Genomic DNA, 20941 nt, shown 5'->3' on the forward strand with positions numbered 1-20941 from the left:
GAGCTTGCCTTTTACCGCCGGCCGAAGAGTTGTTCGATGTCGGCGAGGCCGAGTTCGATGTAGGTCGGGCGGCCATGGTTGCATTGACCGCTTTTGGGCGTGGCCTCCATCTGCCGCAGCAGGGCGTTCATTTCGTCGACGGTGAGCCGGCGGCCCGCACGGACCGAGCCGTGGCAGGCCATCCGCGAGCAGACGCTGTGCAGCCGGTCCTCCAGGCTCAGCGTGTCGTCGGCCTCTTCCAGTTCGTCGGCGAGGTCGCGGATCAGGCCCTGGACGTCGACCTCGCCCAGCAGCGCGGGCACCTCGCGGACGACCAGCGCGCCGCCGCCGAACGCCTCGATCGTCAGGCCCAGGCGCTGCAGTTCCGCCGCCCGCCCGGCGACCCGCTCGGCGGCGCGCGCCTCCAGCTCGACCACTTCCGGGATCAGCAGCCCCTGCCGGGCGACCCCGCGTTCGGCCAACTCGGCCTTGATGCGCTCGTAGACCAGCCGCTCGTGCGCGGCGTGCTGGTCGACCAGCACCAGCCCTCGGTCGGTCTGCGCGACGATGTAGTTCTCGTGCAGCTGCGCCCGCGCCGCGCCCAGCGGGTGGTCGGCGCCCGCCGGCGTCGGCGCGCCATCCGGGGATTCCGCCCGGGCGCTCGGCCCGGCGTCGATGTCCGGCAGCGGCGCATGATAAGTGTCCGCGGCTTCCCGCATCCCGGGGCCCGCGTACGCGGCCTGGGCCGGGGTGTACGTGCCGCCCCAGCGGGCGCCGTCGCCGTACGCGTACGCCCGGCCGCCGGCGCCGCCGCGCCCACCGCCCTGGGGCGCGGCCGGCGCGCCCTCCGGCCGGAACGCGCCCAGCGCCTGCTCGGCCACGCTGCCGGAGGCACGGTGCCCCGCATCGGCAAGCTGGTGGCGCAGGGCGGAGACGATCAGGCCGCGCACCAGCCCGGGCGCGCGGAAGCGCACCTCGGCCTTGGCCGGGTGGACGTTGACGTCGACCTCCGCCGCCGGGACGTCCAGGAACAGCGCGGCCATCGGATGGCGGTCGCGCGCCAGCACGTCCTGGTAGGCGCCGCGCAGCGCGCCCTGCAGCAAGCGGTCCTTGACCGGCCGGCCGTTGACGAACAGGAACTGGCTCTGCGCGTTCGCCTTGTTCAGCGTCGGCAGGCCGGCATAGCCGGTCAGGCGCAGGCCCTCCCGCTCGGCCCGGATCGCCATCGCGTTGTCGGCGAACTGCCGGCCGATCACCGCGGACAGGCGGGCCAGGCGGGCGTCGAACAGGTCGTCGCCGCCGGCGGGCGGGTAGCGCAGCATCTGCCGGTCGCCGTCGCTCAGGGTGAAACCGACCTGGGGATGCGCCATCGCCAGGCGCTGCAGCGTGTCCTGCACGTGGCCGAGCTCGGTCTTGGGCTGCTTCAGGAACTTCAGCCGCGCCGGGGTGGCGTAGAACAGGTCGCGCACCTCGACCCGCGTCCCCTTGGGCAGGCGCGCGGGCTCGACCGGGCCGGCGGCGCCCGCCTCGACCCGGATCTGCCAGGCCGCGTCGGCGCCTTGGGCGCGGCTCGCCAGCGTCAGGCGCGAGACCGCGCCGATCGACGGCAGCGCCTCCCCCCGGAAACCGAGCGAGCCGATGTTGACCAGATCGTCGCCGGCCAGCTTGGAGGTGCAGTGCCGGTCGATCGCCAGCCGCAGTTCGTCCGGGCTCATGCCGTGGCCGTCGTCGGCGACCAGGATCAGCGCCCGGCCGCCGTCGCGCAGCGTGACGTCGACCTGGCGGGCGCCCGCGTCCAGGCTGTTCTCGACCAGCTCCTTGACCGCGGAGGCGGGGCGCTCCACCACCTCGCCCGCCGCGATGCGGTTGATCAGGCCGTCGGGCAGCCGCCGCAGCGTGCTCGTCAAGCCGTTCACCCGTTGCGATCGCGCATCAACGCCTTGGTGCGCTGCTTGCCGTCCTCGACCGCCGGCTGGTCGTAGGCGTCGACGCCCAGCAGGTCGGCCGCGATCGCGGTTTCCAGCATGAAGTGCTGGAATAGAGCGCCCAGCCGATAGGCGTCCAGCTCCTGCAGGTCGATCGTGCGCACCGGGCGGCCGTGGGCCCGCAGGGAGTCGCGGGTCGCGCGCGCTTCCGCGTCGAACAGCTGGCCCATCGTGGCGTCGGCCAGATAGTCGGCGCCCGGCACCAGGTAGGGATCGACCGCCGGTCCCACGTCGCCGGCGGGGACGTTGACCAGCGTGAACAGCTTGTCCGCCGGCCCGTCGAGGTAGAGCTGCAGCTGGCTGTGCTGGTCGACCGTGCCGATCGCGTCGATCGGGGTGGTGCCGTTGCCCTGCTTGCCCAGGCTTTCCGCCCACAGCTGCCGGTACCAGCGGGCGAACCAGAACAGCCGGTCGCAATACGGCATCAGCACCGACTGGCTGACCCCGGCCTCGCGCGCCAGGGCGACCTGCACCGCCGCGCCCAGCGCCGGCGCGGTTTCGGCCGGCTCGATTGCGTCGAGCGCGGCCGCGTTGACCGCCGCGGCGCCCGCGCGCAGCTGGCGAACGTCGAGACCGAGCAGCATGGCCGGCAGCGCGGCCGTCGACAGCACGGAAAAGCGCCCGCCCAGCTCGGGATCATGGTCGAGCACGGCCAGCCCGTGTTCGCCCGCGAGCTGGCCCAGCGGGCTCTCAAGGGTCTCGGTCATCACGGCGACGTGCTGGGACAGGTGCGAATCGCCGTTGGCCGCGCCCAGCCAAGCCATCACGATGGCGAGCTGGCACAGCGTCTCCGCCGTGCCGCCGGACTTGGAGATCGCCAGCACGCCGGTCTTGGCCGGGCTCAGACGGCCCGTCATGGCGTGAAAGGTGTCCGGATCGACGTTGTCCAGGAAGCGCACCTCGGGCGCGCCCGGGGGCGGGCCGAAGCCGCGCTGCACCAGGGCCGCGACCGCCTGCCCGCCAAGCGACGAGCCGCCGGTGCCGAGCACCAGGAGGGTGTCGAAGCCGGTCGTGAAATGCCGGGCCAGCCGCTCCACCGCGGCCAGGTCGTCGGTGCGCCCGGGCAGCTGGACGAACGCAGGCGCCCGGCCGTCGTCGCGCGCCGTCCGCAGGCGCGCGAGCGCTTCGCCGGCGCGGGCGCTCCAGGGCTCGAAGCGCGCGCGCGGCAGGCCGGTTCGGTCCCCCGCGTCGCGTCCGGACCCGGCGGCGAGGCAGCCGTCAATGTCATGCGTATACGGCAGGGTCATGGCGGGACCGAGCCTAGCAGACGCCCAGCGCGGCGGCCATCCGGCACGGCACGTACGAATGCGCTTGGCGACTCTGCACCCAGAGCGCGCGTTTACACGCAGCTTTAACGGCTTTCGGTGTTTCGTGTCACCCTTGCACCCCGCCTGCACCGTCCCGAGCGGCGGGACGGTGCTCCTCAGACCGCACGGGCTCATCATGCTTTCAGACCGGATCGCCGGCTTCTTCGCGTCGGAGGCGTTCATGCCGCACGGCATGTGCTTCCGCTGGGACCCGGTGCTTTTGTGGCTGCATGTGATCTCCGACTTCCTGATCGGGGCGGCCTACTTCGCCATCCCGGTGGCGCTCGCCGTGTTCACCATGCGGCGCACGGACCTGCGGTACCGCTGGATGGTCGGCCTGTTCATGCTGTTCATCCTGGCCTGCGGGACCACGCACTTCTTCAGTATCTGGGTGATCTGGAACCCGGACTATGGAATCGAGGGCGTTCTCAAGGCGGTCACCGCGCTGGTCTCGGTCGCCACGGCGATCCTGCTGTGGCCGGCCCTGCCCACGCTGCTCGCCCTGCCCAGCCCGGACATGCTGGCACAGACCAACGCCGATCTGCGCGCCGAGGTGACCCGCCGTCGGCAGGCGGAGACCCGGCTGCAGGGCCTGAACGCCGAGCTGGAGCGCCGGGTCGCCGAGCGCACCCGGGAGCTCGAAGCCCGCAACGCCGAGCTGCAGGAAGAGGTCGCCCAGCGCCAGGAGGTCGAACGCCAGCTGGTCGCCGAGCGCGACCGGGCGGAGGTCGCCAACCAGTCGAAGTCGCAGTTCCTGGCCCTGATGAGCCACGAGCTGCGCACCCCGCTGAATGCGATCATGGGCTTTTCCGAAGTGCTGAAGACCGAGGCGTTCGGCCCGCTGGGCCAGCCGCGCTACCGCGAGTACGCCGCCGACATCCACGCCAGCGGCGGGCACCTCCTGGAGCTGATCACCGAGATTCTCGATCTGTCCAAGATCGAGGCCGGCAAGATGGAGCTGAGCGAGGAGACGGTCGTCCTGGACGACGTTTTATCCGAGACCCAGCGGCTGTTCCGCGACAAGACCGGCGCACAGGGCCTCGCGTTCGAGACCGCCGCGACGCGCGGGGTCACGCTGGCCGCGGACCGGCTTGCGCTGAAGCAGATGCTGATCAACCTGGTGTCGAACGCGCTGAAATTCACGCCGCACGGCGGCCGGATCGACGTGCGGAGCCGACGCACCGACGACGGCAACCTGGAACTGGCGGTCGCCGACACGGGCCCCGGCATGAACCAGGAGGAACTGGAGCAGGCCGTCGGCGCGTTCGGGCAGACGGCCGAAGGGCGCAAGGCCGGCGGCACCGGCCTTGGCCTGACCCTGACGGCCGCGCTCGCCCACCTGCACGGCGGCCGCCTGGACATCGACAGCGTCCCGGGCCAGGGCACGACGGCGACCATCGTCCTGCCCGCCTGGCGCCTGCGCGACCCGGGCGACGGCGCGGACGGCGCCAAGGGGTAAGGCGGGCAGCCCGGTCCGCGGGCCAGCCGTGGGGTTCTACGCGACCCGGCGCTCACCGGCCCAGGGCAAGATGCTGCAAGCTGTCATCAGCTATCAGCGATTCCGCCCAACAGCAAAATCGATGAAGGTCGAGTCGACCTTCATCGCGAATTTTGCTCTAACGGCTTGAAGAGAGAGCAAGATTCAGCTGGAAGGTGGCTTCACCTTGCAGCATCTTGCTCTAGCTCGCCCCGTCGCCGATCTGCGGGGCTTCGCGCGTCGGCTCGACGCCTTTCGGCTGGCCGACCACGACGACGGCGAGCTCGTCGGCCGACAGCAGCTCGCCGGCGACGCGCTTGGCCTGGTCCAGCGTGACGCTCTCGATCAACTGCCGGCGTTCGTTCATGTAGTCCATGCCCAGGTTTTCCTGCTGCATGGCGACCAGGATCGAGGCGATGTTGGACGTCGAGGACAGGCGCAGCGGGAACGAGCCGGTCATATAGGTCTTGGCGTCCGCGAGTTCCTGCTGGGTCGGGCCGTTCTTGGCCATCCGCCGCCACTCCCGGCGAACCACCTCGAGCGCCTTTCCGACCCCGGCGTTTCCGGTGCCGAGCCCGCCGCCCATCACCGAGCTGTGGTCGAGCGGTTTCAGATAGGTGTAGACCGAATAAGCCAGGCCGCGCTGCTCGCGCACCTCCTCGAACAGGCGCGAGGCGAACGAGCCGCCGCCCAGGATGTAATTCACCAAGCTGGCGGCGTAGTAGTCCGGGTCGTCGCGGGCGATCCCGCCGTGACCGAACACGACCCAGGACTGCGGCACGTTCTTCTGCACCACGACCGTCTCGCCGGCGCCTTTCGGCTGCACGTCGGCGACCTGCGGCACGTCGCCGGTGGTCCGCGGCAGGTCGGCGAACGCCTGGTCCAGCAGCGGCTTCAGCTGCTCGGGCGTGATGTCGCCGACCACGCCCACCATCAGCCGGTCGCGGGCGAAGCGGGTCTCGACGAAGTCATGCAGGTCCTGCCGGGTGATCCGCCGCAGGCTCGCCTGCGTGCCGTCGATCGGCTGGCCGTACGGGTGGTCCGGGAACATCAGCTTGTCGAGCGTGCGGTTCGCGACCGACCGCGGATCCTGCGACTGCCGGGCCAGGCTCACCTGAATCTGGCTCTTGATCCGCTGCACCGGCTCGGCGTCGAAGCGCGGCTCGGTGAGGGCCAGTTCGAGCAGCTCGAACGCGCGATCCCGGTGTTCGGTCAGGGTCTTGAGCGAGCCGTAGAAGGCGTCCGAGCCAACGCCGAACGACAGCTTGATCGCCTTCTGCGACAGCGCCTGCTGGAACTCCTGGCTGGTCATCTCGCCCGCGCCCTCGTCGATCGTCGCGGACACCAGGTTGGCGAGGCCCGGCTTGTCTTCCGGGTCCAGCGCCGCGCCGCCGCGGAAAGCCAGCTTGACCGACAGGATCGGGTTGGAATGGTCCTCGACCAGCCAGGCTGTGATGCCGCTGTCGGAGACCACCTTCTGCACCTCGACCGCGCGGGCGGAGCCCGCGGAGGCCGCCGCGAGGGCGAGCAGCGCCAGCGCCGCGACGGCCGCGCGCGCCGGTATCATCTGTAACGTCTTCAACATCGTCTAAAGCGTCCTGTTGCGCCCGGGCGGTTAGGGCGAAAGCCCCCGAACCGCCCGCGATAACGTGTCAGCGCTACGCGGAAGGCAAGCCAACCCTCCGCGGTGTTGACCTAGCCCGTGGGCTCCGGCTTGAGCACGGCGGTGACCGAGGAGGATGGGGTGAGCACCCGCTTCGCCGCCGCCTCGACCTGGGCCGGCGTGACCTCGGAGATCCGCTTCGGCCAAGCCTCGACGTCCGCGACCGTGCTGCCGGTGGCGAGCGCCCGGCCGATCACCCGCGGCGCGGTGTTGACGTTGTCCTGGGCGTAGACCGCCTCGGCGCGCAGCCGGTCGATCGCGTTGGCGACTTCCTGCTCGGTGACGCCCGCGCTCAGCAGCTTGTCGATCTCCGCGCGCAGCGCCTGCTCGGCCTTGGCGATGTCGATGTCCGGGCGCGGCGAGATGTAGAAGCCGAAGTCGGTGGTATCGATGGCGTTGGGCGAATACCAGCTGCCGGCGGAGACCGCGAGCGCGTCCTCCACGACCAGACGCTCGTACAAGCGGCTGGTCGGGCCGCCGCCGAGCACCTCGCTCAGCACCTGCAGGGCGTAGGGCGTGGCCGCCTTGTCGGCGGTGTTGTAGCTGGGCGCCAGATAGCGGATCGACAGCGAGGGCTGGCGCACCCGCGGGCTTTCCAGCTCGACCCGGCGCGGGGCGTTCTGCTGCGGCTCGTTCAGGCGGTCGCGCGCGGGCACGTCGGACTTGGGGATCGGACCGTAGTACTTCTTGGCCAGCGGCCGCACCTCGTCGACGGTCACGGCGCCGGCGATGATCAACACCGCGTTGTTGGGGGCGTACCAGCGCTCGTAGAACGCCCGCATGTCCGCCGCCGAGATCGAGCGCACCGTCTGCTTCCAGCCGATGATCGGCGTGCCGTAGGGGTGGTGCAGGAACAGCGAGGCGTTCGCCATCTCCGAGAGCTTGCCCGACGGGTTGGTCTCGACCCGCTGGGCGCGCTCCTCGATCACCACCTGGCGTTCGGTCTTCACGTCCGCGGGATCGAGCACGAGGTTGGTCATCCGGTCGGCCTCGAGCTTCATGATCAGCTCGAGCCGGTCCTTGGCGACCGTCTGAAAGTAGCCGGTGTAGTCGTAGCTGGTGAACGCGTTCTCCCGCCCGCCGTTGCGCGCGACGATGTCGGAGAACTGGCCGTCCGGGTATTTCTCCGTGCCCTTGAACATCATGTGTTCGAGCACGTGAGCGATGCCGGCCTTCTGGACCGGCTCGTCCGCGCTGCCGACCTTGTACCAAAGCATCTGGGTCACGATCGGCGCGCGGCGGTTGGTGACCACCACCACCTGCAGGCCGTTGTCCAGCGTGAAGGTCTTGGGATCGAAGATCTTGGCGCGGCTCTGGCCGGGCGCGGCCACGGCCACGACAGCGAGCGCGAGGGCCGCACACGCGGCGGTGATCAGACGGGGAAAACGGTTCATCGGATCCAGGCACCTCGATCGGGTGGACGCAAGCGGCTGCGTCGCATGCGCGCGACCAGTGGACGCGCGCACCCGACGCCCGAAACGCCTATATGGCGACCCGGCGGCCGGCGGGCAACGCCGCCCGGCGATGACGATCTTAAGGCAGCCCGGTCGCACGCCGGCGCGCGGTGGCGGGAAGGCGGCCGGGACCCGGCGACGGCGTGCCGGCCGCTACAGGTTCCCCAGCAGGCCACGATCCTCGCGCTGTTCGATCGGGACCTCGCCCTCGGTCAGCGGTTGGCCCTGGGCCTGGTTGTCGCGCAGACGCCTGGCCTCCGCGTCGGCGTCGACGACCACGCCCGGCAGCTCCGGCTCGCGCCAGAAGATGTAGTCGTCGAGCAGGCTGCGCTGCGCCTCGGCCCGCTGTTCCGCCTCGCGCGCGACGATCCGACGGATGTCGTCGGGCGCCGCGTCGGCGTTCGCGCGCGCCAGCAGGCGCTGTTCGCCGTCGCTCAGGTTCGACCGGCTGTCCCCCGAGGCGCCATCGGAGAGGCCGCCGCCCACCCTGCCCATGGGGTCAGCCGCGGTCGACGTAGCGGCCTGCGGCCCCGAACCGGCCGGGGCGAACAGGGCCTGCCGGGCGCGCATCCGCGGGCTGGTCGCCTGCGGCCGTTCGGCGCCCGGCTGCGGGGCCGGCAGCTCGTTCAGGCTGGGCGGCATGGCCAGCGGCTCCCGCTCCGCCACCTTGAACTCGTTGGGCGCGGTCTGCTTCAGCCCCAGCGTGGTGCGCCAGGCGTCGCTGCAGCCGGCGAGCATCGGCGCAGCCAGCAGCAGGCAGAGGCCAAGGCGGATCGGGTGGCGGTGTATCATGGCGCGGGTGTGCGCTCCCGTGGTCTCGAGCGAGATGCGAGGGCAAGCGGCCGAAAGGTGGCTCCCGCTCAGCTTGTTGCCCTGAAGGCGTCGCGGTTCGGCGTGCGGTGCGGCTGGGCGTGAGAGTTACGCGCTTTCCCCGTCCCGGCGCAAGAAGGTGTCGAGCAGCAGCAGGCCGACGCCGACCACGATCGCGCTGTCGGCGACGTTGAAGGCCGGCCAGTGCCAGCCGCCGGCGTGCAGATCGACGAAATCGACCACCGCGCCGAAGCGCAGCCGGTCGATCACGTTGCCGATCGCCCCGCCGACGATCAGCCCGATGCCGAACGCGGGCACCCGAGTGTGCGACCCGGTATAGAGCCAGTAGACCAGCCCGCCCGCGACGATCGTGGCGAACGCCGAGAGCAGCCAGGGCTGCCAGGCGCTGGCCCCGCCGCCGAACAGGCCGAACGACACGCCGGGGTTCCAGACCAGCACCAGGTTGAAGAACCCTGTGACCTCGATCCGCCGCGGCGGCTGCATCAGATCCAGGATCCACAGCTTGGTCGCCTGGTCGGCGACCAGGACGACCGCCGCGACGACCAGGCCGAGCCGGACCATGGCTGTGCCTTCGCGCTTCGGGCCGGGGCTGGCGATCGCGCTTACTCCGCCGCCGCGCCCAGGGCGTGGACGGCGTCGGCGCAGCGCCCGCAGGTTTCCGGCGCCTTGGGATCGCCGCCGACTTCCGGCAGGACCTGCCAGCAGCGCTGGCACTTCGCCCCGTCGGCCAGACCCGGGGTGACCGCCACGCCGGGAACCTCGTCAAGGCGGTAGGCGCCCTCCGGCCCTTCGCCGCGTTCGACCGTGATCTGCGAGGTGATCGAGACCAGCGCCAGGTCGACGTCGGCGACCGCATCCAGCAGCGCGGCGTCGGCGATGTAGACGGTCGGGTGCGCCTGCAGGCTGGCGCCGATCTGCTTGGCCTCCCGCTCGCGCTCCAAGGCGCCGGTGACCACCCGGCGGACCTTGCGGACCCGGGCCCACTTGTCGGCCAGGCCCTTGTCGGCCCAGGCGTCCGGCACGTCCGGGAACAGGCGCTCGTGCACGCTCTTCTCCGGACCGGTGCCGCGCGCCCACCACGCCTCCTCGGCGGTGAACGCCAGGATCGGGGCGAGCCAGGCGGTCAGGTGGTGGAACAGCGCGTCCAGCACCGTGCGGCAGGCCTTGCGCCGGGTGCTGTCCGGCCGGTCGCAGTACAGCACGTCCTTGCGCACGTCGAAGTAGAAGGCCGACAGGTCGATCTCGCAGAAGCGGTACAGTTCGCGGTAGACGCTCATCAGGTCGTAGCGCCGGATCGCCGGCATGATCGCCCGGTCGATCTCCCACAGCCGGTGCAGCACCCAGCGCTCCAGCTCCGGCATGTCGCCGGGCTGGACGCGCTCGCCTTCGGCGAACCCGTCCAGGTTGCCGATCAGGTAGCGCAGGGTGTTGCGCATCCGCCGGTAGGCGTCGGCCTGGTAGCGCAGGATCTCCTCGCCGATCCGCAGGTCCTCGCTGTAGTCGCTGGCGACGACCCAGAGGCGCAGGATGTCCGCGCCCTTTTCCGCCATGATGTCCTGCGGGGCGATCACGTTGCCCAGCGACTTCGACATCTTGCGCCCGTGCGGGTCGAGCACGAAGCCATGGGTCAGCACGCCCTCGTAGGGCGCATGGCCGCGCGTGCCCGCGCTCTCCAGCATCGAGGTGTGGAACCAGCCGCGGTGCTGATCGGAGCCTTCCAGGTACAGACTGGCCGGCCACTTCAGGTCGGCGCGCGCCTCCAGCACGAAGGCGTGGGTGGAGCCGCTGTCGAACCAGACCTCGACGACGTCGGTGACCTGCTCGTAGTCGTTGGCGTCGTATGCCTCGCCCAGGAAGCGCTGCGGATCGCTGTTGAACCAGGCGTCGCCGCCTTCCTGCTCGAACACCTGCGCGATGCGCTCGATCACCTCGGCGTCGCGCAGCGCCTCGCCGGTCTGCTTGTGCACGAAGATCGGCAGCGGCACGCCCCACTTGCGCTGGCGCGAGACGCACCAGTCCGGACGGTTCTCGATCATCGAGTACAGCCGGGTCTTGCCGGAGGCCGGGTAGAAGTCGGTCTCCTCGATCGCCGCCAGCGCCTTCTCCCGCAGCGCGTTGGTCTCCATCGAGATGAACCACTGCGGGGTGTTGCGGAAGATCAGCGGCACCTTGGAGCGCCAGGAGTGCGGATAGCTGTGGCGCAGCTTGCCCTGGGTGACCAGCTTGCCGGACCGCGTCAGCGCGTCGATCACCCGGCCGTTGGCGTCGCCGTGCTTGCCTTCGGGCGTATAGACGCGCGCGCCGGCGAACAGCGGCACGCCGTCCACGAAATAGCCGTCGGCGTCGACGTTGTGCGGCATCGCCAGGCCGTGCCGGCGGCCGAGCAGCCAGTCGTCGGTGCCGTGGCCGGGGGCGACGTGCACGAAGCCGGTGCCCTGGTCCATGGTGACGAAGTCGCCGGCCAGGAGCGGCACGTCGAAGTCGTAGCCCTGGCCGCGGAAGGGGTGCGCGGTCACCGTGCCGTCGAGTTCGGCGCCGGTGAGCTCGGCTGCGATCTTATAACCGTCGAGCGCGCAGTCGCTCGCCACCTGCTCTGCGAGCGCCTTGCCGACGACCAGCTTCTCGCCGGCCTGGGCCAGGCTGCCCTCGCCCGGCTGGGTAACCTCGAGAACCGCGTAGGTCTCCCCGGCGTCGTAGGCGATCGCGCGGTTGCCGGGGATCGTCCAGGGGGTGGTGGTCCAGATCATCACGCTTGATCCCGCCAGCGCCCGATGGCTGGCGGTCACGACCGGGAAGCGCACCCAGATCGTGCGCGAGGTGTGCTCGTGGTACTCGACCTCCGCGTCGGCGAGCGCGGTCTTCTCCGCGACCGACCAGAGCACCGGGCGGTCGCCCTTGTACATCCCGCCGTTCAGCAGGAACTTGCCGATCTCGCGGACGATCTGCGCCTCGGCCGGGTAGGACATGGTCAGGTACGGGTCGGACCAGTTGCCGACCACGCCGAAGCGCTTGAACTCCTCGATCTGCTGGGAGATCCAGTAGTCCGCGAACTCCCGGCACTCGCGGCGGAACTCGACCGGGTCGACGCTGTCCTTGTCCTTGCCCGCCTTGCGGTAGCCTTCCTCGACCTTCCATTCGATCGGCAGGCCGTGGCAATCCCAGCCCGGGACGTAGTGGGCGTCGTAGCCCAGCATCTGCATCGACCGGTTGATCGCGTCCTTCAGGATCTTGTTGAGCGCGTGGCCCATGTGCAGATGGCCGTTGGCATACGGCGGGCCGTCGTGCAGCACGAACTTTTCCCGGCCCGCGGACTGCCGGCGCAACCGGCCGAACAGGTCCATCTCGTCCCAGGTCTGGAGCGTTTCCGGCTCGCGCTGCGGCAAACGCGCGCGCATCGGGAAATTGTCGGCCCGGGGCAGGAAGACGGTCGATTTGTAGTCGACGCTCATCGGTGCGAAAGCTCTCGAAACGGCGCGTTGGGTAGCGGGCGCGCGACAGCGCGGCCGGACGGATCGCTGGACCGCGCGAAACCGGCCGGGCGCGCGAACGCGCGCGACTGTATCAACGCCCTGATGGCGGTCAAGGCAAAGGCCGCGGCCGGCCGACGGAACCGCCGCGGAGGGCGTGCGCTCACCCGGGTTGGCATTGCGACCCGGCCGGACGACTGCGGGCCGGGCACTGGCGCCGCGGCGACACGGGACCGTCATCCTTGGACGCTTGCGTTGCCGGTTCAACTGTGGATATTGCGTGCGGTCTTAACGCCAGTGCAAGAAATCGTTCGCATCCGCGGGACACCACCATGGCCAAGATGCCAACCGAACTGTCGCTGTTCCTGCGCCGCTGGGTCGCGCACCCGCTGCGCGTTGGCGCGGTGCTGCCCTCCTCGCCCAGCCTGTGCCGCATGGTCGCGCGCAACACCGTGCGGGGCCCTGAAGACCGGGTGATGGAACTGGGCGCCGGCACCGGCACGGTGACCGACCATCTGATCGCCGCCGGCCTGCCGGAAGAGCGGCTGGTCCTGGTCGAGTTGGACGCGGATTACGTCACCTATCTGCGCCGGCGCTTTCCCAAGGCGACCGTGATCGAGGGCGACGCCAGCCGCCCGCGCGCCCTGCTCGATGCCGAACTGGTCGGCAAGCTGGACACGGTCATCTCCGGCATCCCGGCGCTGCAGTTCCCGCTGGCGAAGCAGCGCGCCTACATGGACGAGTGCTTCTCGATCCTGCGCGAGGGCGGTCAGGTGCTGCAGTACACCTATTCGCTGAAGTCGCCCCTGCCCTACGAGAAGCTGCAGATGACCGGCCGACGGCTCGGCCTGACGCTGGCCAACGTGCCGCCGGCCCACCTCTGGTGCTACCTGCGCCCCGCCGCCGGGCTGGCCGCCGCGGCGGAATAGCCGCGCGCGACAGCGCAGGCGGCACGAAGCGTGCTGCGGGCTAGAGCAAGATGAAGGTCGACTCGACCTTCATCGATTTTGCTCTAGCGGCGGACCACCACCTCGGCGTCGTCCGCCCGGACTTCCCAGCCGTGGCGGGCCAGTTCCGGGTCGCCGTGCTCCTCCAGCGGGTAGCCGACGCACAGGTAGGCCACCAGCGTCCAGCTCTCCGGCACCTCCAGCGCGCGCCGGACCTCCTCGGGGTCCAGGATCGACACCCAGCCGACCCCGATCCCCTCTGCCCGCGCCGCCAGCCAAAACGTGTAGACCGCCGTCACCACCGAATAACGCAGCGTCTCCGGCATGGTCTGCCGGCCGAGCCCGTGGCCGCGCTCGGTCGTCTCCGCGGCGAACACGGCCAGATGCTCCGGCGCTTCGCGCAGGCCGGACAGCTTGAGCCCGGCGTAGGCTTCGGCCCGGGCGCCGGTGTAGGCGCTCAGCGCCTCGGCGTTGCGGCGTTCGAAATTGGCCACGATGGCGGCCCGGCGATCGGGATCGCGGACGGTCACGAACCGCCAGGGCTGCGAGTAGCCGACCGACGGCGCCAGGGTCGCCTCGCGGATTAGCGCGTCCAGCGTCCCCTCGGGCAGCGGGTCGGTGCGGAACCGGCGGACGTCGCGCCGCCAGGCGAACAGCTGGGCCAGTTGCCGGCGGAACGCGGCGTCGAACCGCGGCGGACCGGACGGCGCGGCCGCGCCGTGGTCGGCGGCGCCGTCATCGGCCGGGCGGTCGGATCGGCGGTCGTCGGGCGGGGAATCGGGCTGGCGGTCGGAAGCCATGGGTGCGGCAGTCTCCGTCTCGGGCGCAGACACCGCGCACTAGACCGAACCCGGTGCGCTTGGGCAAGGGGGCGGTGCCGCTAGAGCAAGATGCTGAAAGGTGGAGCCACTTTTCAGCATCTTGCTCTCTCTTCAATCAGTTAGAGCAAAATTCACGATGAAGGTCGACTCGACCTTCATCGATTTTGCTCTAGCCACGACGGCCCGCGGCGCTCTGCCTCCAGGCCCGCGGCATTTGAGCGGATTGATGCCTCAAAGGCGGGCCAATCGTTAACGCGGGGTTAAGCCGGCGTCCTCACGATCGCGGGAACCGCCCGGTTGCCGCACGTGACAAGGATGTCCGCCATGACCGCAGCGCTTGCCGCCTTCGCCCGCGACGACGCGGGCGCGACCGCAATCGAATACGCGTTCCTCCTGGCCCTGATCGCGCTCGCGATCGTCGGGTCGGCGGAACTGCTTGGAAGCCAACTGGCCGGGTTCTTCAACTCGGCGGCGAGCGAAGTGCAGAACGCCGCGCCCTGACGCCCCTCGCGGCAGCCCGGATTTAGATGTCGTCGGTCTCCTCTTCGATCTCGTCGCCGGCGTCTTCCATGTCCTGCTGCATGCCGTCCCAGGTGTTGGCGCAGGCGGCAAGCCCCAGCAGGGCCGCGATCGAGAGCACGCTGGCCAGTCGGCGGATCATGGCGACCTCCTCTAGCTAACGGATTGGCGCATGCGGCTTGGCCGCACCCGGCCGCCTAGATGCGCCGTGGCCGGGCATCCGCGCAAGGTGTGCCACACGCCGGCGACGCAGGTGTCACGCCGGCCGGCCGGCCGGTCACAAAAGCGGCGCGCGCGGCCGCGCTCAGGTCACGCACAGCACCGCCGCGATGATCACCGCCAGCCAGCGCATCCCCGTGGCCACGCCGGGATCGCCCTCGTGCACCTCGGACGCACGCCAGACCCCGATCATGGCCAGAAGGTTGTACGGCACCGAGATGGCGTAGCCGACGATCAGCCCGGTGATCGGCAGGTCGCGGGTCACCAGGACCAGGTTGAACGCGGTGGTCATGCCGTTGATCAGAATGCCGCCCAGGATCAACCAGCCGAAGAAGGCCGCGAACAGGCCGACCTCGCCGCGCCACAGGCGTTTGACGTCGTTCAGGATGGCTGCCGCTCCCGCTGTCCTACGTGGTCTCAGCAGCGGGTGACGGCGTGAAGGAACAGGCCGTTCATGTTCATCACCTCAAGCAGGTCGGCGCCGCGTTCTTCCAGCCAGGCGGCCTGGATCTCGTAGGCCTCGCGCTCCATGGCGCCCCGGCAGACGTAGTCGCGGCCGGCCTCCGCCTGCAGATGGTGGACCAGCTCGTGCACCAGGATCGAGCGGTCGCGCAGGTCGCCCATGTCCCAGTCGCTGCGCAGCAGCACCGTCCGGCTTTCCGCGTGGTAGAGGGCCAGGTAGCCGCGATCCTCGGTCGGATCGGCCGCGCCGGGGCCGTTGGCCAACGACGCCATCTGCGCGGGTTCGACCCGGGTGATCTCCGGCAGGTTCTCCGGCAACGGCAATTCGCTGACGCTACTGATCCAGACCATCAGTCCGAGGACGAAAGAGTCCATCGCCCAGCACCCTTCTGCCTGCGCCCCCGTGTCGTGTCGGGTGGGCGCGCCGCTGTGCCCAACGGACGTCCTGCACGCGCCGCCGAGCGGCCGCAGCGGAATCGTCCGTCAGCCCGCCGGCGGAAGCGTCTCATACCCGCGCCCTGACCCGCTTTTCGCGCCCGGCTCCTTGAGTCCACTTGGGGCTCGGAAGGATATCGTAAATAGCACAGGTTAAGGCGGCTTGCGCATGCGCGTCCGGATCGGTCGCGGGCGCGACAGGCGCCGACGCGAAGAGGTCCGCAAGATGGCTTGACGGACCGATCCGTTGCGACGGACCTGACCCGCGGCCGGGGTCAGCCGCCGGCGTGGTCGATCGCGACCGCCGGCTCCGCCTCCAGGACCTTGCGGGCCTGTCGGCAATCCTCGGCGATCTGCAGCGACAGCGCCTGCATGCTGTCGAAGTTGTGGTCGCCGCGCAGGAACTCGATCAGCTGCACGCGCAGGTGCTTGTTGTACAAGTCCGGCTGAACGTCGAACAGCGACACCTCCAGAAGCACGTTGTGCCCTTGCACGGACGGCCGGGTGCCGACATAGCCGGCGCCGTCCATCCAGAAGGTGTCGGGGCCGCTGTCCACGCCCGCGCGCACCGCGTAGATGCCGTGCATCGGTTCCAGGTATTCGCCGAGCGGCACGTTCGCGGTCGGAAAGCCGATCTCCCGGCCGCGCTTGGCGCCGTGTTCGACCCGGCCCTCGACCTCCCACGGCCGGCCGAGCAGGCGCAGCGCCTCGCGCACCTCGCCCGCCTGCAGGCAGGCGCGTACGCGCGAGGAGGAGATGGTGTCGCCGTGCTCGTCCAGCACCGGGTCCAGGGCGGAGACGCCGAAGCCTTGGCTTTCGCCGATCCGGGCCAGCAGGTCGACGTCGCCCTGGCGCTTGTGGCCGTAGCGAAAGCCGCGGCCGATCACGACGTGCCGGGCCTGCAGGTCGCGCCCCAGCAGGTCGGTCACGAACGCCTCCGCCGTGATCTTGGCGAACTCCCAGTCGAACTGCAGGACGAACACGTTGTCGATGCCGAGCGCCTCCATCAGCCGCAACTTGGTGCGCAGGGCGGACAGGCGGAACGGCGGCTGGTCCGGCTTGAACAGGCGGCGCGGGTGCGGCTCGAAGGTCATGACGTTGCAGGGCACGCCGAGCGCGCGGGCGCGCGCCCGCGCCTCCGCCAGGACGCCGCGGTGGCCGCGGTGCAGCCCGTCGAAGTTGCCGATCGCCACGACGCCGCCGCGCGCGGGGTCGGGCAGGTCGTGGGTATGGCGGTAGACGTCCATCGTCGCTCGCTTCCCGCGCTGACAAGAGGAGCCCGGCGCGCCGGACCGGGGAGCGCCCAGGAGGCTAGGGCAAAATCGCCGAGGGTCGACGCGACCTTAAGCGTGAACTTCACCCGATCTCCCGAAAGCGCGGGCAAGCTTCACGCGAAGAGGTGAGTACGCCCTCCGCGATCCTGCCCGAGACCGCGGGCGCGGCGCGTCCCGGACGGGCGCTGTCGGGTGTAGCGCGCCTGCCGTCAAGAAAAAAGGGCCAGCGCCGGTCCGATCGGCGCTGGCCCTCTGTCGTTTGGCTGGCCGGCGACGCCGTGCCGCAGGCTGGATCGGCCCCGGCAGGCGTCCAACCCGCGCCTATTCCGCCGCGCTGGTGTGGCTCGCCGGCGGCGGGACGGCGCCGACCTCTTCCTCCGGCCGGCCGCGCGTTTCCTCGCGGCTGTTGACCATCATCCGCGCTTCGCCGTCGAGCACGGTCTTGCCGTCGACCGTGCACACGGTGTCGACCTTGATGCGCTTCTTCTCGCGGTTGACCTCGGTCACGGTGACGCGGGCGCGCACGGTGTCGCCGATCTTGACCGGCGCCTTGAAGTTCAGCGTCTGGCCCATGTAGATGCAGCCCGGCCCGGGCAGGCGGGTGCCCAGCACGGTCGAGATGAAGCTCGCCGCCAGCATGCCGTGGGCGATCCTGCCCTTGAACATCGTCTGCTCGGCGAAGTTCTGGTTCAGGTGGACCGGGTTGGTGTCGCCCGAAATGCCGGCGAACATGACCACGTCGGCCTCGGTGACCGTCTTGCCGTAGCTGTCGGTCATGCCGACCTCCAGGTCCTCGATGTAGTAGCCGTGGAGGTCCTGCATCGCCCGCAGCGGAGCGTCACCCTTGCCGTCGTCCGTCATCATGCGCTGCCTTTCCTTGCCGCAGTGCCGCAATCCAATGCTGCGGTGCAAACTACAAGCAAGGTTTGCCCGGGGCAAGCGTTGCAACCGAAACGGTGCCCTGCCGCGCCGCGATTCCCGGGGTTATCCGCGGCTTGCCGGTCCGCGGGCGATGCGCTTCGATCCAAACCGATCCGGCCTTGACGCCGCCCGACCCGGGCCGATTTCCGAACCAGCATCGGGCGCCCGATGACCCGGACGTTTCCCCCAACGCTTGCGCGCCCGCGGGAGGTTCCTATGCCCAAGGCGATGTCGTTCGCGATGCCGGCGACCCTGCGCACGATCCTGGCGGGGCTGACGGCGCTGGCCGCGCTCGCCCTGTCGACCGGTCCCGCGCCGGGGCAGGAAATCCTGCAGCCAAATCCGGCATTTTCGCCCAAGAAGGTCGTGTCGATCCAGCTCAAGGCGCTCCAGCGCAACGACACCCCCGACCCGGACGCGGGCATCCGCCAGACCTGGGCGTTCGCCCACCCGGACAACCGGCAAGTGACCGGTCCCTACCCCCGATTTCAGCGCATGATCAAGATGCCCAGCTACGAGGTGCTGCTGGGCCACAGCGACCATGTGATCGAAAAGGTCGCGCAGACCGACGGCGTGGCCCGCTTTGCGGTCACGGTGACCGCGCCCAGCGGCCAAGTCTACGGCTACCGGTGGGAGGTACGGAAGATCGCCGAGGGCGAGCACGCCGGCGCCTGGGCCACCACGGCCGTCTCGCCGGCGATGGACGCCGGCGATAGCACCTGACACCGCCGCCGGACTGCCGCCGGACTGGCCGGCCGTCAGTCGCCGTCGCTGACCCGCTTGCACAGATCCTGCAGGCCGGCCTGGAACGCCTCGCGGCGGTTTTCCGGCAATTCCGCCATCGCGGTCGCGAGCGCGATCAGCGGGTCGACCTGCAGCGCCCGCTGGCCCTGGGCGGTCACGCTCATCCGGGTTTCCCGACCGTCGTCCGATTCCATGCGCAGGTAGCCCTGTTCGACCAGCTGGCTGATCAACGTCGAGGCGCGCCCGGGCGACAGCCGGTGAGCCTTGGCGAACGCCGCGGTGGTCCGGTCGCCGGCATCGCCGTCGGCGAAAAAGCGCAGGGCGTCGATGTGATACGGCCTGAGGCCGTTGCGGTTGGCCTTGGCGTCGACCACGCGCGACAGGGCCCGTAACATGCGCGCGGCCTGATAGTCGGATTCAGCAACGCCCGTATTCATCTTGGCAGCACCCTCCCAGGGCGCCGAGATGTCCCCTGAAGCCGTCTCCGCCTTATCGGCACCTGTGGTAAGATCGTCGGTCATTTAGGCGCGACCGCGAAATAACCTGTGTTGTACCCGAGACGGCCGGAACCTCCCGGCGGCGTCATTCTTTTTTTCCGCGCGTTTCTTATTCGACCCGATCAGATCCGCAACGCGCGCCGTTCGATCGGCCGCGGGCGGATGCCGGCTCACGTTGTCGCGGTTAACGCATCGCTCATTTCGGATTCCGCGCATGCGTGGTCTTCCTGTCAAGCAGGATCGGCAGCGACGCAAGCGCCAGACGCGAATTTTCCAGCCGGAACGAACGCCGCTCACGCCGCCACGATCAGGCGGGCGAGCACGACCGTCGCGGCCAGGAACTGGGCGCCGTTGATCCACACCGACAGGCCGTGCAGCCGCTCAAAGCGCTTGCCCGCCGCGCTCTCGCCCGCCAGTTCCCGGTCGCGCAGCGCGTTGATCCGCGGCATCAGGACTTGCCGGGCGTACAGGAAGCCGAGCGCGACCAGCGCCAGCACCACGGCGTCGACCGGCCGGACCAGGGCGGCCGCGGCGGCGGCCGTCGCGGCGAAGGCGAACATCCCGAGGTAGTACACCGGGAACAGCCGCCGGATGAACCGGCCGGCGGTCACCGCGTCCAGCACCTTGAACACCATGGGGGCGACCATGGCGGCGAAGAACAGCATGCTGCCCACCAGCAGGGCCGCGGCGAGCGCCGCCAGCAGGCTTAGGGAGAGGTAGTCGGTCATGCCTGCAACACTTGGCGCGGGCGCGCCGCCGGTCCAGGGCCCGACGTCCGCGACACGCCCGCACCGCCGCGCGCTCCCGCATCCGATCCCCGCGTCCGACCACGGGCCGATTCCCACAGGCGTCCGAAGCGATTAGGGTAGCGCCGAGCCACGTTCCGAGAGCCGGGTGATGCCCCATTCCCTGAACAAGCCCGCCCAGACGGGCCCGGAGGCGGACAGCGGTCCAACCCCGGAGGACCCGGCGGCGGCGACGCCCCCGCCCGGGACCGCCCCGGACCCGGACGACCGCCCAGCCGCGGCGGGACACGGCGCGCGCGCCGGGTTCAAGCAGCCGACCGCGCGCCAGGAACGCATCCTGGAGCTGGTGCGCCGGCGCGGCTTCGTCTCGATCGAGGCGCTGGCGCGCACCTTCGACGTGACCCCGCAGACGATCCGCCGCGACATCAACCAGCTGTGCGAGCTGGAGCTGCTGCGCCGCTACCACGGCGGCGCCGGCCTGCCGTCCAGCGTGGAGAACCTCGCCTACCAGACCCGGCAGGTGCTGTGGCAGGGCGAAAAGCAGGCGATCGCCCGTGCCGTCGCCGAACAGGTCCCGGACGAGGCGTCGCTGTTCATCAACATCGGCACGACCACCGAGGAGGTCGCCAAGGCGCTGATGGGCCATCGCGGCCTCAGGGTGATCACCAACAACCTGAACGTCGCCTCGATCATGTCGTCCAAGCCGGACTTCGAGGTCACCGTCGCGGGCGGCCTGGTGCGCCAGCGCGACCGCGGCATCGTCGGCGAGGCGACGATCGACCTGATCGGGCAGTTCAAGCTCGACTTCGGGATCATCGGCATCTCCGGGATCGACGCCGACGGCACGCTGCTCGACTTCGACTACCGCGAGGTCCGGGTGGCGCGCGCGATCATGGAGAACTCCCGCCAGGTCTTCCTGGTCGCCGACCACACCAAGTTCGGGCGCAACGCCATGGTCCGGCTAGGCAGCCTGACCCAGCTGTCCGCCGTGTTCACCGACCGCGCCCCGCCCGAGCCGATCCGCGATCTGCTCAAGCAGGCCGACGTCCAGCTGCGGATCGCCCCGGCCCCGGACGACGCGCAGTCCGCCGCCGACGGGACCCCGCGCGATCCCGAAACCGCCCTGCCGCCGGGCGAACGCTGAGCCGCGCCGCCCGGCTTGCCGGCGCCCCGCCGTCGCCCGCAGACCGCGC

General features: G+C 70.4%; 20 protein-coding genes. 5 read left to right on the forward strand and 15 right to left on the reverse strand.

Translation table 11 applies throughout. The annotated features are described in order from the left end of the window. Positions 1 to 11: 11 nt before the first annotated feature. Positions 12 to 1886, reverse strand: a complete 1875-nt coding sequence (mutL, locus tag CKO28_RS08885; protein ID WP_200340286.1) for a DNA mismatch repair endonuclease MutL — start codon at positions 1884 to 1886, stop codon at positions 12 to 14. A 5-nt stretch (positions 1887 to 1891) separates the two neighbouring features. Beyond that, a complete protein-coding gene (locus CKO28_RS08890) occupies positions 1892 to 3211 on the reverse strand; it encodes a phosphoglucose isomerase-related protein (protein WP_200340287.1) in 1320 nt (439 codons plus the stop codon). A 196-nt stretch (positions 3212 to 3407) separates the two neighbouring features. On the opposite strand from CKO28_RS08890, the gene CKO28_RS08895 reads away from it, so the two are divergent. Beyond that, the gene (locus CKO28_RS08895; protein ID WP_200340288.1) at positions 3408 to 4730 is read left to right on the forward strand and encodes a sensor histidine kinase; all 1323 of its coding nucleotides are present in this window, start codon (positions 3408 to 3410) and stop codon (positions 4728 to 4730) included. A 220-nt stretch (positions 4731 to 4950) separates the two neighbouring features. On the opposite strand, the gene CKO28_RS08900 is transcribed toward CKO28_RS08895, so the two are convergent. The 5 genes from CKO28_RS08900 to ileS all read right to left on the reverse strand — a co-directional run bounded on the left by CKO28_RS08900 (position 4951) and on the right by ileS (position 12145). After that, on the reverse strand, positions 4951 to 6333 hold the full coding sequence (locus tag CKO28_RS08900; RefSeq protein ID WP_242480450.1) for a M16 family metallopeptidase: 1383 nt from the start codon (positions 6331 to 6333) through the stop codon (positions 4951 to 4953). Between the two features lie 110 nt (positions 6334 to 6443). Then, the gene (locus CKO28_RS08905; RefSeq protein ID WP_200340289.1) at positions 6444 to 7805 is read right to left on the reverse strand and encodes a M16 family metallopeptidase; all 1362 of its coding nucleotides are present in this window, start codon (positions 7803 to 7805) and stop codon (positions 6444 to 6446) included. A 213-nt stretch (positions 7806 to 8018) separates the two neighbouring features. Further along, a complete protein-coding gene (locus CKO28_RS08910; RefSeq protein ID WP_200340290.1) occupies positions 8019 to 8657 on the reverse strand; it encodes a DUF3035 domain-containing protein in 639 nt (212 codons plus the stop codon). Positions 8658 to 8783: 126 nt separating this feature from the next. Then, positions 8784 to 9257, reverse strand: a complete 474-nt coding sequence (lspA, locus tag CKO28_RS08915) for a signal peptidase II (RefSeq protein ID WP_200340291.1) — start codon at positions 9255 to 9257, stop codon at positions 8784 to 8786. Positions 9258 to 9298: 41 nt separating this feature from the next. After that, positions 9299 to 12145 (reverse strand): isoleucine--tRNA ligase, encoded by a 2847-nt coding sequence (gene ileS / locus CKO28_RS08920; protein ID WP_200340292.1) that lies wholly within the window; start codon positions 12143 to 12145, stop codon positions 9299 to 9301. A gap of 350 nt (positions 12146 to 12495) precedes the next feature. Between ileS and CKO28_RS08925 the strand changes: the two genes are divergently transcribed. After that, positions 12496 to 13092: a class I SAM-dependent methyltransferase gene (locus CKO28_RS08925; RefSeq protein ID WP_200340293.1), complete on the forward strand. Its 597-nt coding sequence runs from the start codon at positions 12496 to 12498 to the stop codon at positions 13090 to 13092. 83 nt (positions 13093 to 13175) lie between these two features. Here CKO28_RS08925 and bluB read toward each other — a convergent pair whose 3' ends face one another. Continuing rightward, entirely contained in the window at positions 13176 to 13910 is a 735-nt protein-coding gene (bluB, locus tag CKO28_RS08930; protein WP_200340294.1) for a 5,6-dimethylbenzimidazole synthase, read from the reverse strand. A 345-nt stretch (positions 13911 to 14255) separates the two neighbouring features. On the opposite strand from bluB, the gene CKO28_RS08935 reads away from it, so the two are divergent. Then, complete coding sequence (locus CKO28_RS08935) at positions 14256 to 14432, forward strand: Flp family type IVb pilin (RefSeq protein WP_200340295.1); 177 nt, start codon at positions 14256 to 14258, stop codon at positions 14430 to 14432. Between the two features lie 22 nt (positions 14433 to 14454). Here CKO28_RS08935 and CKO28_RS08940 read toward each other — a convergent pair whose 3' ends face one another. From CKO28_RS08940 to CKO28_RS08960, 5 genes are all read right to left on the reverse strand, one after another. After that, positions 14455 to 14592 carry a hypothetical protein gene (locus tag CKO28_RS08940; RefSeq protein WP_200340296.1) on the reverse strand — a complete coding sequence of 46 codons (138 nt, stop codon included), beginning with the start codon at positions 14590 to 14592 and terminating at the stop codon, positions 14455 to 14457. A gap of 162 nt (positions 14593 to 14754) precedes the next feature. Next, positions 14755 to 14961, reverse strand: a complete 207-nt coding sequence (locus CKO28_RS08945; RefSeq protein WP_200340297.1) for a hypothetical protein — start codon at positions 14959 to 14961, stop codon at positions 14755 to 14757. Positions 14962 to 15086: 125 nt separating this feature from the next. After that, positions 15087 to 15506 carry a DUF6647 family protein gene (locus CKO28_RS08950; protein ID WP_200340298.1) on the reverse strand — a complete coding sequence of 140 codons (420 nt, stop codon included), beginning with the start codon at positions 15504 to 15506 and terminating at the stop codon, positions 15087 to 15089. Positions 15507 to 15841: 335 nt separating this feature from the next. Continuing rightward, entirely contained in the window at positions 15842 to 16813 is a 972-nt protein-coding gene (locus tag CKO28_RS08955; protein ID WP_200340299.1) for a bifunctional riboflavin kinase/FAD synthetase, read from the reverse strand. A 348-nt stretch (positions 16814 to 17161) separates the two neighbouring features. Further along, complete coding sequence (locus tag CKO28_RS08960; protein ID WP_200340327.1) at positions 17162 to 17662, reverse strand: MaoC family dehydratase; 501 nt, start codon at positions 17660 to 17662, stop codon at positions 17162 to 17164. Positions 17663 to 17977: 315 nt separating this feature from the next. Between CKO28_RS08960 and CKO28_RS08965 the strand changes: the two genes are divergently transcribed. Continuing rightward, on the forward strand, positions 17978 to 18484 hold the full coding sequence (locus tag CKO28_RS08965) for a DUF4864 domain-containing protein (protein WP_200340300.1): 507 nt from the start codon (positions 17978 to 17980) through the stop codon (positions 18482 to 18484). Between the two features lie 35 nt (positions 18485 to 18519). Here the strand turns inward: CKO28_RS08965 and CKO28_RS08970 are convergent, their stop codons facing one another. Further along, complete coding sequence (locus tag CKO28_RS08970) at positions 18520 to 18942, reverse strand: MarR family winged helix-turn-helix transcriptional regulator (RefSeq protein WP_200340301.1); 423 nt, start codon at positions 18940 to 18942, stop codon at positions 18520 to 18522. Between the two features lie 353 nt (positions 18943 to 19295). Next, on the reverse strand, positions 19296 to 19730 hold the full coding sequence (locus CKO28_RS08975) for a DUF4149 domain-containing protein (RefSeq protein WP_200340302.1): 435 nt from the start codon (positions 19728 to 19730) through the stop codon (positions 19296 to 19298). Positions 19731 to 19899: 169 nt separating this feature from the next. Here CKO28_RS08975 and CKO28_RS08980 point away from each other — a divergent pair, with 169 nt between their 5' ends. Next, complete coding sequence (locus CKO28_RS08980; protein WP_200340303.1) at positions 19900 to 20892, forward strand: DeoR/GlpR family transcriptional regulator; 993 nt, start codon at positions 19900 to 19902, stop codon at positions 20890 to 20892. The last annotated feature ends 49 nt before the right edge of the window (positions 20893 to 20941 follow it).

The sequence above is a fragment of the Rhodovibrio sodomensis genome (assembly GCF_016583645.1).
Taxonomy (GTDB): domain Bacteria; phylum Pseudomonadota; class Alphaproteobacteria; order Kiloniellales; family Rhodovibrionaceae; genus Rhodovibrio; species Rhodovibrio sodomensis.

Coding starts and splice junctions, on each gene's coding strand:
- CKO28_RS08890 (WP_200340287.1), bottom strand. CDS start 3,211: ATGACCCTGCCGTATACGCATGACATTGACGGCTGCCTCGCCGCCGGG.
- CKO28_RS08895 (WP_200340288.1), top strand. CDS start 3,408: ATGCTTTCAGACCGGATCGCCGGCTTCTTCGCGTCGGAGGCGTTCATG.
- CKO28_RS08900 (WP_242480450.1), bottom strand. CDS start 6,333: ATGTTGAAGACGTTACAGATGATACCGGCGCGCGCGGCCGTCGCGGCG.
- CKO28_RS08905 (WP_200340289.1), bottom strand. CDS start 7,805: ATGAACCGTTTTCCCCGTCTGATCACCGCCGCGTGTGCGGCCCTCGCG.
- CKO28_RS08910 (WP_200340290.1), bottom strand. CDS start 8,657: ATGATACACCGCCACCCGATCCGCCTTGGCCTCTGCCTGCTGCTGGCT.
- lspA (WP_200340291.1), bottom strand. CDS start 9,257: ATGGTCCGGCTCGGCCTGGTCGTCGCGGCGGTCGTCCTGGTCGCCGAC.
- ileS (WP_200340292.1), bottom strand. CDS start 12,145: ATGAGCGTCGACTACAAATCGACCGTCTTCCTGCCCCGGGCCGACAAT.
- CKO28_RS08925 (WP_200340293.1), top strand. CDS start 12,496: ATGGCCAAGATGCCAACCGAACTGTCGCTGTTCCTGCGCCGCTGGGTC.
- bluB (WP_200340294.1), bottom strand. CDS start 13,910: ATGGCTTCCGACCGCCAGCCCGATTCCCCGCCCGACGACCGCCGATCC.
- CKO28_RS08935 (WP_200340295.1), top strand. CDS start 14,256: ATGACCGCAGCGCTTGCCGCCTTCGCCCGCGACGACGCGGGCGCGACC.
- CKO28_RS08940 (WP_200340296.1), bottom strand. CDS start 14,592: ATGATCCGCCGACTGGCCAGCGTGCTCTCGATCGCGGCCCTGCTGGGG.
- CKO28_RS08945 (WP_200340297.1), bottom strand. CDS start 14,961: ATGACCACCGCGTTCAACCTGGTCCTGGTGACCCGCGACCTGCCGATC.
- CKO28_RS08950 (WP_200340298.1), bottom strand. CDS start 15,506: ATGGACTCTTTCGTCCTCGGACTGATGGTCTGGATCAGTAGCGTCAGC.
- CKO28_RS08955 (WP_200340299.1), bottom strand. CDS start 16,813: ATGGACGTCTACCGCCATACCCACGACCTGCCCGACCCCGCGCGCGGC.
- CKO28_RS08960 (WP_200340327.1), bottom strand. CDS start 17,662: ATGCAGGACCTCCACGGCTACTACATCGAGGACCTGGAGGTCGGCATG.
- CKO28_RS08965 (WP_200340300.1), top strand. CDS start 17,978: ATGCCCAAGGCGATGTCGTTCGCGATGCCGGCGACCCTGCGCACGATC.
- CKO28_RS08970 (WP_200340301.1), bottom strand. CDS start 18,942: ATGAATACGGGCGTTGCTGAATCCGACTATCAGGCCGCGCGCATGTTA.
- CKO28_RS08975 (WP_200340302.1), bottom strand. CDS start 19,730: ATGACCGACTACCTCTCCCTAAGCCTGCTGGCGGCGCTCGCCGCGGCC.
- CKO28_RS08980 (WP_200340303.1), top strand. CDS start 19,900: ATGCCCCATTCCCTGAACAAGCCCGCCCAGACGGGCCCGGAGGCGGAC.